Raw genomic sequence first — 10,082 nt, forward strand, 5'->3', positions numbered from 1 at the left:
AAATACGAGACACAGAGCCTCGCAATTCCCAGCGAAGAGGACGACGCCATGCCGAAGCAGCACATCGTCATCATCGGCGGCACGGCCGGAATCGGTCTGGCCACCGCACGTCTCCTGGCCGCCGAGGGCCACGCCGTGACCGTGGTCGGCCGCGACGCGGACCGGCTCAAGCAGGCGCTCGGCGAACTCGCCGGGCACGCCGCGGACCCCGACGCCGTCCAGGGCCGCACCGCCGACCTGACCGAGCGCGCCGAACTGGACGCGCTGTTCGACGCGCTCGGGCCGGTCGACCACCTCGTGGTCACGGCGCCCGGCACCGGCAATGTCGGCCCGCTGCCCGAACTGGACCTCACCGCGCTGGCCACCGCGTTCGAGACCAAGTTCACCGCCGCCGCGCGAGCCATCCAGGCGGCGCTGCCTAAGCTGTCGAAGCAGAGCTCGATCACGCTGGTCTCGGCCGCGTCGGCGCAGTGCGCGATGCCGGGCACGGCCGGGCTGGCCGCGGTCAACGGCGCGGTCGAGACGCTGGTGCCGACCCTGGCGCTGGAGCTGGCGCCGATCCGGGTGAACGCGGTGTCGCCGGGCGTGGTGGACACCGGCTGGTGGGACCGGGTGGTCCCGGCCGAGCAGCGCGGCGCCGCCTTCTCCGGGCTCGTCGGCTCGATCCCGGTCGGCCGGGTGGCTCAGCCGGAGGAGATCGCCGACGTGATCGCGCTGCTGGTGCGCAACGCCTACATGACCGGGACGGTCATCCCGGTGGACGGCGGCGCGCGCCTCAAGCCGCAGCCCGCGTAGGGGCACGGAAAAGACTCGGCCGCCGCCTGACTTCCCGTCAGGCGGCGGCCGTTCGTCCAGCTGGCGGCACAGTTCAGGTCACGCAGAACTCGTTGCCCTCAGGGTCCTGCATCACGACCCAGCGGCCCTGCGGGCCCTCGTCCATCTCCCGCACCTTGGTCGCGCCAAGCTTCTCCAGTTCCGCTGCGCGGGCCTTGGCCTTCTCCCAGCGCTCGTCGGGCGGCGTGGACCGGTCACCGCCGGCGCGGATGTCCAGATGCAGCCGGTTCTTGCCGCTCTTGGGCTCCGGCACCTTGGCGAACAGCAGCCGCGGGCGCGGGCTGCGCGGCCCGTCGCGGTTGAAGTCCGGGGGCACCGCGGCGGCCATCGAGTTCCAGTCGGACTCCGGGACCTGCCAGGCGGTCAGCGCCGCCTCCCAGGAGTCGAAGCCGGCCGGAGGCGGTTCCTCGATGTAGCCGAGCGCCTGGATCCAGAATTCGGCGAGGCGCCCGGGATCCGCGCAGTCGATCACTATCTGGAAGTCGTAGACCATGACACGACGCTACCCGGCGGCTCTGACAGCCGCCGGGTAGCGTCGATCTTCCTGCGCGTCAGTTCAGACGTTGAACCCCAGTGCCCGCAGTTGCTCGCGGCCGTCGTCGGTGATCTTGTCCGGGCCCCACGGCGGCATCCAGACCCAGTTGACCCGGAAGTCGGCCACCAGGCCGTCAAGGGCGGTGCGGATCTGGTCCTCGATCACGTCCTGCAGCGGGCAGGCGGCCGAGGTCAGCGTCATGTCGATGATGGCGACGTTCGAGTCGTCCACGGTCAGCCCGTAGACCAGGCCGAGGTCCACGACGTTGATCCCGAGTTCTGGGTCGACCACGTCCTTGAGGTTCTCCGTGACGTCGTCGAGCGCGGCCAGGTCAGCCATGGTTCTCTCCTCCTGCGGTGGCCAGCGCCTGCGCGGTGGCGTCCTTGAGCGCCATCCACGACAGCAGCGCGCACTTCACGCGGGCGGGGAACTTCGAGACCCCGGCGAACGCGACCGCGTCCTCCAGCACCTCTTCGTCCCCCTCCGATTCGCCCTTGGACTGCATCAGGCCCAGGAACGCCTCGTGGACGGCCAGCGCCTCGCCGACCTTCTTGCCGATCACCAGATCGCTGAGCACCGAGGCGGAGGCCTGCGAGATCGAGCAGCCCTGCGACGCGTATGACACGTCCTCGATGACCGCGTTCTCGCCGAGTCCGGGGTCGGACAGGTGCACGCGCAGGGTTACCTCGTCGCCGCACGTCGGGTTGACGTGGTGTACCTCGGCCTCGTACTCGTCCCGCAGCCCCTTGTGGTGCGGGTTGCGGTAGTGGTCCAGGATGATCTCCTGGTACATCGACTCAAGCTGCATCTGTCATCACGCTCCGAAGAAACGCTTGACGTACTCCAGACCTTCCACGAGCGCGTCGACATCCGCCTTCGTGTTGTAGACGGAGAATGACGCCCGTGTGGTCGCCGGGACGCCGTACCGCACGCACACCGGCCGAGCGCAGTGCTGCCCGACGCGCACCGCGATGCCCTGCTCGTCGAGGACCTGCCCGACGTCGTGCGGGTGGATCGCGCCGAGCGCGGGCGATTCGAGCGTGAAGGAGATCGCGGCGCCGCGGTCCTCGGCCGTGTCCGGTCCGATGATCGTCAGGCCCTCGACCTGCTTGAGCCGGTCGATCGCGTACGCGACGAGTTCGTGTTCGTACGCGGCGACGTTTTCCATGCCGAGCGCGGTCAAGTAGTCGACGGCCGCACCCAACCCGACCGCCTCGGCGATCGGCGGCGTGCCGGCCTCGTACTTGTGCGGGATCGGCGCGTAGGTCGTCGTCTCCATCGAGACGGTCTCGACCATCTCGCCGCCGCCGAGGAACGGGGGCAGCTCCTCCAGCAGCTCCGCGCGGCCCCACAGCACGCCGACGCCAGTCGGGCCGAGCATCTTGTGCCCGGTGAAGGCGACGAAGTCGGCGCCCAGTGCGCGCACGTCCAGCGGCAGGTGCGGGGCGGACTGCGAGGCGTCCACCACGACCACCGCGCCGACCTCGTGGGCGCGGCGCACGATCGCGTCGATCGGGTTGAGCGTGCCGAGGATGTTGGAGACGTGCACCACGGCGACGACCTTGGTGCGCTCGTTGACGATCTCGTCGAGGTTCGACAGGTCGAGCCGGCCGCCGTCGGTCAGGCCCAGCCAGGCCAGCTCGGCGCCGGTGCGCGCGGCGGTCATCTGCCAGGGCACGATGTTGGAGTGGTGCTCCATCTGCGTGATCACCACACGGTCGCCGCGGCTGATGCCGTAGGTGTCGCCGGCCCAGCCGAGCACGTTGGCGACCAGGTTCAGCGCCTCGGAGGAGTTCTTGGTGAAGATCACCTCGCGGCGGTCCGCGTTGATGAACCGGGCGACCTTGTCCCGCGCGCCCTCATAGAGCGCGGTGGCTTCCTCGGCGAGCGTGTGGACGCCGCGGTGCACGTTGGCGTGGTGGTGCTCGTAGTACTCGGAGATCGCGTCGATGACCTGGCGCGGCTTCTGCGAGGAGGCCGCCGAGTCGAGGTACACCAGCGGCTTGCCGTCCCGGACGCGCCGCTCCAGGATCGGGAAGTCCTTGCGGACCAGCTCTACATCGAAGGTCATGCGGCCTCCTTGACGCCGGTGTACTTCTCGTAGCCCTCGGCCTCGAGCTGCTCGGCCAGTTCCGCGCCGCCGGATTCGACGATCCGGCCGCCGGCGAACACGTGCACGAAGTCCGGCTTGATGTACCGCAGGATCCGCGTGTAGTGGGTGATCAGCAGGGTGCCGACCTCGCCGGTCTCACGCACCCGGTTGATGCCCTCCGACACGATTCGCAGCGCGTCGACGTCGAGCCCTGAGTCGGTCTCGTCGAGCAGCGCGATCTTCGGGCGCAGCAGTTCGAGCTGCAGGATCTCGTGCCGCTTCTTCTCGCCGCCGGAGAAGCCCTCGTTGACCGAGCGCTCGGAGAAGGCCGGGTCGACCTGGAGGCGCTCCATCGCGGAGTTGACCTCCTTGACCCAGGTGCGCAGCTTCGGCGCCTCGCCGCGGATCGCGGTGGCCGCAGTGCGCAGGAAGTTGGACACCGACACGCCCGGCACCTCGACGGGGTACTGCATCGCGAGGAAGATCCCGGCGCGGGCGCGCTCGTCCACGGTCATGGACAGCACGTCCTCGCCGTCGAGCAGCACCTGACCGGAGGTGATCTGGTACTTGGGGTGCCCGGCGATCGAGTAAGCGAGGGTGGACTTGCCGGAGCCGTTCGGGCCCATGACCGCGTGGGTCTCGCCCTGTTTCACCGTCAGGTCGACACCCCGCAGGATTTCCTTCGGGCCGCCTTCGGCGTCGACGGAGACGTGCAGGTCGCGGATTTCCAGAGTGGCCATCGGTTATCAAAGCTCCACATTGACGGCGACGTACACGTCATCGCCTTCGATCTTGACGGGATAGACGGGGACCGGCTCAACGGCGGGCAGGCAGGTCGGCTTGCCGGTGGCCAGCGAGAAGGTCGAGCCGTGCAGCCAGCACTCGATCTCGCCGTCCACGACCTCGCCCTCGGACAGGGCGACGTTCGCGTGCGAGCAGACGTCGTGTATGGCGTGGACCTTGCCCTCGGAGGTGCGCACGACGGCGACCGGGGTGCCGTCGACGTCCACGGCCTCGGGCTTGTCCTCCTCGAAGTCGGACAGCGCGCCGACCGGGTGCCAGACCGGCTCGCGGTGGCTCATGCCGCTGCCTCCGCCGCGGCGCCGACCGTGCGGGCGAGCTCGGCCTCGACCTTCTCCATCAGCCGCTCCTCGACGTCCGGGATGCCGATCTGCGCGATCACGTCGGCGAAGAAGCCGCGCACCACAAGGCGGCGCGCCTCGTCCTCGGGGATGCCGCGGGCCTGGAGGTAGAACAGCTGCTCGTCGTCGAAGCGGCCGGTGGCCGAGGCGTGCCCGGCGCCGACGATCTCGCCGGTCTCGATCTCCAGGTTCGGCACCGAGTCGGCGCGGGCGCCGTCGGTGAGCACCAGGTTGCGGTTCAGCTCGTAGGTGTCGGTGCCCTCGGCGGCCGCGCGGATCAGCACGTCGCCGATCCACACGGTGTGTGCGTCAGCGCCCTGCAACGCGCCCTTGTAGGTCACGTGCGAGCGGCAGTTGGGCACCGAGTGGTCGACGAAGAGGCGGTGCTCCAAGTGCTGGCCGTCGTCGGCGAAGTACAAGCCGAGCAACTCGGCGTCCCCGCCCTGGGCGGTGTACTGCACCCGCGGCACGATCCGGACCAGATCGCCGCCGAAGGTCACGTTGACGGACTTGAAGGTCGCGTCCCGGCCGAGCAGCGCGTTCTGCTGGGCCAGGTGCACCGCGTCGCGGTCCCAGTCCTGCACCGACACGAAGGTGACCTTGGCACCGTCACCGATGAGCAGGTCCACGTTGGCGGACCGCGTCCCGGTGCCGGTGTGGTCGAGCACGATGACGGCCTCGGCGAACGGCTTTACGTCGAAGACCAGATGCGAGAAGGCCGTGCCACCCTCGGCGTGGATGTTGACCCGCAGCGGCTCGGCGAGCTTGGTCTCCTTGGCGACCGTGACCACGGTGACCTTGTCGGCCTTGCGGTGCGCGTACGCGGCCGCGAGGTCCATCGGTGCTCCGGCCTTGGTCGCGCGCGGGTCGTCCGAGCCGACCTGCTCGCTGCTCGAGCCCTCGGGCAGTTCCCAGTCCACCTTGGCGCTGCCGTCGGCGGTCGCGTCGGCCTCATGCAGACCGCGCAGCCGCGCCAGCGGCGTGAACCGCCAGTCCTCCTCCCGGCCGGTGAGGGCCGGGAAGGCGGCCGGGTCGAAGGAGGTGAACCGCTCGCCGCGCGAGGCCAGCACCTCGGAGTGGGTCTTGCCGGTGCCGGGGCCGGCCAGCGGCACGCCCGCGCCGGGTGCGGCCACCGTGACCGCCGCCGCGGTGGTCGCGCCGCGATTGACCGCGCCACCGCTATTCGTCTCAGCCATCCGTCGTCTTTCGTCCTCGCCTCGAAGCCCTGCCACACCCAGCCCAGCGCCGTTATCCGCCCCGGCTCAGCCGACCGCACCTTCCATCTGCATCTCGATCAGCCGGTTGAGTTCGAGCGCGTACTCCATCGGCAGCTCGCGCGCGATCGGCTCGACGAAGCCGCGCACGATCATCGCCATCGCCTCGTCCTCGGTCAGGCCGCGGCTCATCAGGTAGAACAGCTGGTCCTCGGAGACCTTCGAGACCGTGGCCTCGTGGCCCATCTGCACGTCGTCCTCGCGCACGTCCACGTAGGGGTACGTGTCGGACCGGCTGATGGTGTCGACCAGCAGCGCGTCGCACTTGACGTTGGACTTCGAGTGGTGCGCGCCGTCCTGGATCTGGACCAGGCCGCGGTACGAGGTGCGGCCGCCGCCGCGCGCCACCGACTTGGAGATGATCGTCGAGGAGGTGTGCGGCGCGGCGTGCACCATCTTCGAGCCCGCGTCCTGGTGCTGGCCCTCGCCGGCGAACGCGATCGAGAGGGTCTCACCCTTGGCGTGCTCGCCGAGCAGCCAGACCGCCGGGTACTTCATGGTGACCTTGGAGCCGAGGTTGCCGTCGATCCACTCCATGGTCGCGCCCTCGTGCGCCGCGGCGCGCTTGGTGACCAGGTTGTAGACGTTGTTCGACCAGTTCTGGATGGTTGTGTAGCGCACCCGCGCGTTCTTCTTCACCACGATCTCGACGACCGCCGAGTGCAGCGAGTCCGAGGAGTAGATCGGCGCGGTGCAGCCCTCGACGTAGTGCACGTAGGAGCCCTCGTCCGCAATGATCAGGGTCCGCTCGAACTGGCCCATGTTCTCGGTGTTGATCCGGAAGTAGGCCTGCAGCGGGATGTCCACGTGCACGCCCGGCGGCACGTAGATGAAGGAGCCGCCGGACCACACCGCCGTGTTCAGCGAGGCGAACTTGTTGTCGCCGACCGGGATCACGGTGCCGAAGTACTCGCGGAACAGCTCCGGCTGCTCCTTGAGCGCGGTGTCGGTGTCCAGGAACAGCACGCCCTGCCGCTCCAGGTCCTCGCGGATCTGGTGGTAGACGACCTCCGACTCGTACTGCGCCGCGACGCCCGCGATCAGCCGGTTCTTCTCCGCCTCCGGGATGCCGAGCTTGTCGTAGGTGTTCTTGATGTCGGCGGGCAGGTCGTCCCAGGACGCGGCCTGCCGCTCGGTGGAGCGCACGAAGTACTTGATGTTGTCGAAGTCGATGCCGGACAGGTCCGCGCCCCAGTTCGGCATGGGCTTGCGCTCGAACAGGCGCAGGCCCTTGAGCCGCAGGTTGAGCATCCACTCCGGCTCGTTCTTGAGCGCGGAGATCTCCCGGACGACGGCCTCGTTCAGGCCGCGCTTGGCCGTCGCTCCGGCAACGTCCGGGTCGGCCCAGCCGAACTCATACCTGCCCAGGCCCTCGAGCTCGGGATGCGTAGTCGTCATGCTGAGGCTCCTTCGGACTGTTCGGAAGGTGTTACTTGCGTGGGTGAAGACTGGTTCTTTGCGGGCAGGCTCGGGATGAACGTGGTGCACACCCCGTCGCCGTGCGCGATCGTCGCGAGCCGCTGCACGTGCGTGCCCAGCAGTTCGGCGAAGACCTGGGTCTCGGCCTCGCACAGTTGAGGGAATTCCTCGGCCACGTGCTGGACCGGGCAGTGGTGCTGGCAGACCTGCGCGCCTTCGATCACCGGCTTGCCCGGAACCGGCACCGAGGCGGTGGTCCGGGTCGACGCCGCGTAACCGTCCGCGGTCAGCGCCTCCGCCAGCAGCTTCGGCCGCTCAGCCGGCTTGGCCCCGGCCAGCAGCTCCCGGTAACGCTCGGCCAGCCCGCTGAACCGTCGCCGCGCGAACGCGTCCACCGCGCTCTCGCCGCCGTTCTCCGCGATGAACCGCAGCGCGTCGATCGCCATCTCGTCATAGGTGTGGTGGAAAACGGAACGCCCGGTGCCGGTCAGCGCGAACACCTTCGCCGGCCGCCCGCGCCCGCGCTGCCCGTAAACCCGCTGCTCGCGGGCCTCGACCAGCCCTTCGGCCAGCAGCGCGTCCAAGTGCCGGCGCACCCCGGCAGGGGTCAGGCCCAGCCGGGCCGCCAAATCGGCCGCAGTGCTCGGGCCGTTGGCCAGGATGAGTCGGGCGACCCGGTTACGGGTGCCGAACCGGTCCTCCACTCCGGAGTCGGGGGCGAGCGCGGGCAGGTCGGGACAGGCGGACGGCTCCGCCTGCGACCGCTCTTCACTCACTCCCACGATTTCCACAACACCATTGTGGTCTTATTACTTCCGCCGCCACAACTAAGGTCCGCCTAACTTTTAGCGATCTTCTACCGCCCGTCGTAACAACCGGCACCCGCGTGAATCGACGCCGGGAAACGGACCGTAGACTCGCTGCATGCACGCAGCGCAACCGTCAAGCGCTCAGCCCTGCGCCGTCGAGATCACCGGTCTGGTCAAGCGATACGGCGAAAAGACCGCAGTCCAGGGCCTGGATCTGCGCGTCGAGCGCGGCTGCCTGACCGCGGTCCTCGGGCCCAACGGTGCGGGCAAGACCTCCACGATCGAGTGCTGCGAGGGCTACCGCAGGCCGGACGGCGGCACGGTGCGCGTGCTGGGCCTCGACCCGATCGCCGACGCTGCCGAACTGCGTCCGCGCATCGGCGTGATGCTCCAGTCCGGCGGTATCTACCAGGCAATTCGCGCGATGGAGATGCTGCGGCACGTCGCCTCCCTCTACGCGAACCCGTTGAACGTCGACGCGCTGGCCGAACGCCTCGGCCTCGATTCCTGCGGCAAGACCCCCTTCCGTCGCCTGTCCGGCGGTCAGCAGCAGCGCCTGTCTCTCGCGCTGGCCGTCGTCGGCCGCCCTGAGCTGGTGTTTCTCGACGAGCCGACCGCCGGGCTCGACGTTCAGGCCCGGCACGCCACCTGGGAGCTGATCGAGCAGCTGCGCAACGACGGCGTGACTGTGGTGTTGACCACACACTTGCTCGACGAGGCCGAGCGGCTCGCCGACAAGGTCGCGATCGTCGACGCCGGCCGGGTCATCGCCTACGACACCCCGCAGCGACTCGCCAGCTCCATCGCCACGCAGGACTCGATCCGCTTCGAAGCCCCTTCGGGCCTGGACCTGACGGACCTTCTGATCGCCGTCGCCCCCGACTGCAAGGCCACCGAACCGACTCCCGGCAGCTACCGTGTCGAGGGCGAAGTGACGCCGGGCACGCTCGCCGCGACGACCGCGTGGTGCGCGAGCCTCGGCATCATGCCGCGCAACCTGGCGATCGAGCAGCGCAGCCTGGAAGACGTGTTCCTCGACCTGACCGGAAGGGGGCTGCGGTGACCGCGCCCGCCGAGCCCATGTCCGCACCCAACGCGCCCACTCCCGCCACCTCCGCCGGTGCCGCAGCGCTCACCGCCGTCGTCACCGGCCTGCGTCAGACCGGCGCGTTCCGTCCGGACCCCCGCCCGGCCGCCCCGGCGCGGATGATCCTCGCGCAGGCCCGGCTGGAAACCAGGATGCTGCTGCGCAACGCCGAGCAGGTGTTGCTCGCCATTGTCATTCCGGCGCTGATGCTGATCGCGTTCTCCGCGGAACCCCTCGGAATCGTCACCGGCACCAGCCGCATCGACTACTTCGCACCCGGCGTCCTCGGCGCCGCCGTCCTCTCCACCGCGTTCGCGAGCCAGGCGATCGCCACCGGTTTCGAGCGCCGCTACGGCGTGCTCAAGCGGCTCGGCGCGACGCCGCTGCCACGCTGGGGACTGATGGTCGGAAAGTCGCTCTCCATCCTCGCCGTCGAATGCGTCCAAGTCGTCCTGCTGGTCACCATCGCGCTGGTGATGGGCTGGCATCCGCACGGCGACCCGTTCGCTGTCCTCCTGCTGATCGCGCTCGGCACCGCGACTTTCAGCGGTCTGGCCCTCCTGCTGGCCGGCTCGCTGCGTGCCGAGGCCACACTCGCCGTCGCCAACTTCGTCTTCCTCGTACTGCTGGCGATCGGCGGTGTCGTCGTGCCGCTGGACAAGTTCGGGCACGGCGCGCAGTCCGCGCTGCAGTTCCTGCCGATCGGCGCGCTGACCAACGGCCTGCGGGACGTGTTGCAGCACGGCTCGGCGCTGCCCTGGGGTCCTGTCGGGATCCTGGCCGCGTGGACTGTGGTCGCGATCGCCGCCGCCGCCAAGACCTTCAAGTGGGAGTAGCCGCCGATGACTGACACGACGGCGCCCAACGCCACCGACGCGACGACAGCCGTC

The 10,082-nt window shown here is 69.4% G+C and carries 12 protein-coding genes; 3 read left to right on the plus strand and 9 right to left on the minus strand.

What is annotated here, in order from left to right; translation table 11 throughout:
• The first annotated feature begins 48 nt into the window (after window positions 1-48).
• The gene (locus tag VFA06_RS01810; RefSeq protein WP_324838571.1) at window positions 49-795 is read left to right on the plus strand and encodes an SDR family oxidoreductase; all 747 of its coding nucleotides are present in this window, start codon (window positions 49-51) and stop codon (window positions 793-795) included.
• A 73-nt stretch (window positions 796-868) separates the two neighbouring features.
• Here the strand turns inward: VFA06_RS01810 and VFA06_RS01815 are convergent, their stop codons facing one another.
• From VFA06_RS01815 to VFA06_RS01855, 9 genes are all read right to left on the minus strand, one after another.
• The gene (locus VFA06_RS01815; RefSeq protein WP_324838572.1) at window positions 869-1,327 is read right to left on the minus strand and encodes a VOC family protein; all 459 of its coding nucleotides are present in this window, start codon (window positions 1,325-1,327) and stop codon (window positions 869-871) included.
• 63 nt (window positions 1,328-1,390) lie between these two features.
• On the minus strand, window positions 1,391-1,708 hold the full coding sequence (locus VFA06_RS01820) for a metal-sulfur cluster assembly factor (protein ID WP_324838573.1): 318 nt from the start codon (window positions 1,706-1,708) through the stop codon (window positions 1,391-1,393).
• On the minus strand, window positions 1,701-2,177 hold the full coding sequence (gene sufU / locus VFA06_RS01825; RefSeq protein WP_324838574.1) for a Fe-S cluster assembly sulfur transfer protein SufU: 477 nt from the start codon (window positions 2,175-2,177) through the stop codon (window positions 1,701-1,703). The genes VFA06_RS01820 and sufU overlap by 8 nt, the downstream gene beginning before the upstream one ends.
• Window positions 2,178-2,183: 6 nt before the next feature.
• Window positions 2,184-3,440: a cysteine desulfurase gene (locus tag VFA06_RS01830; protein ID WP_324838575.1), complete on the minus strand. Its 1,257-nt coding sequence runs from the start codon at window positions 3,438-3,440 to the stop codon at window positions 2,184-2,186.
• Window positions 3,437-4,201: a Fe-S cluster assembly ATPase SufC gene (gene sufC, locus VFA06_RS01835; RefSeq protein ID WP_324838576.1), complete on the minus strand. Its 765-nt coding sequence runs from the start codon at window positions 4,199-4,201 to the stop codon at window positions 3,437-3,439. The genes VFA06_RS01830 and sufC overlap by 4 nt, the downstream gene beginning before the upstream one ends.
• Window positions 4,202-4,207: 6 nt before the next feature.
• A complete protein-coding gene (locus VFA06_RS01840) occupies window positions 4,208-4,543 on the minus strand; it encodes a non-heme iron oxygenase ferredoxin subunit (protein ID WP_324838577.1) in 336 nt (111 codons plus the stop codon).
• Entirely contained in the window at window positions 4,540-5,799 is a 1,260-nt protein-coding gene (sufD, locus tag VFA06_RS01845) for a Fe-S cluster assembly protein SufD (RefSeq protein ID WP_324838578.1), read from the minus strand. Before sufD ends, VFA06_RS01840 begins: the two co-directional genes overlap by 4 nt.
• Before the next feature lie 66 nt (window positions 5,800-5,865).
• Window positions 5,866-7,275 carry a Fe-S cluster assembly protein SufB gene (sufB, locus tag VFA06_RS01850; protein WP_324838579.1) on the minus strand — a complete coding sequence of 470 codons (1,410 nt, stop codon included), beginning with the start codon at window positions 7,273-7,275 and terminating at the stop codon, window positions 5,866-5,868.
• Entirely contained in the window at window positions 7,272-8,027 is a 756-nt protein-coding gene (locus tag VFA06_RS01855) for a metalloregulator ArsR/SmtB family transcription factor (RefSeq protein ID WP_349260012.1), read from the minus strand. The genes sufB and VFA06_RS01855 overlap by 4 nt, the downstream gene beginning before the upstream one ends.
• 193 nt (window positions 8,028-8,220) lie before the next feature.
• On the opposite strand from VFA06_RS01855, the gene VFA06_RS01860 reads away from it, so the two are divergent.
• Window positions 8,221-9,168 (plus strand): ABC transporter ATP-binding protein, encoded by a 948-nt coding sequence (locus VFA06_RS01860; protein ID WP_324838581.1) that lies wholly within the window; start codon window positions 8,221-8,223, stop codon window positions 9,166-9,168.
• A gap of 143 nt (window positions 9,169-9,311) precedes the next feature.
• Window positions 9,312-10,028 carry an ABC transporter permease gene (locus VFA06_RS01865; protein ID WP_349260013.1) on the plus strand — a complete coding sequence of 239 codons (717 nt, stop codon included), beginning with the start codon at window positions 9,312-9,314 and terminating at the stop codon, window positions 10,026-10,028.
• Window positions 10,029-10,082 lie beyond the last annotated feature (54 nt).

The organism is Actinocrinis sp. (assembly GCF_035653575.1).
In the GTDB taxonomy this organism is placed as follows: domain Bacteria; phylum Actinomycetota; class Actinomycetes; order Streptomycetales; family Catenulisporaceae; genus Actinocrinis.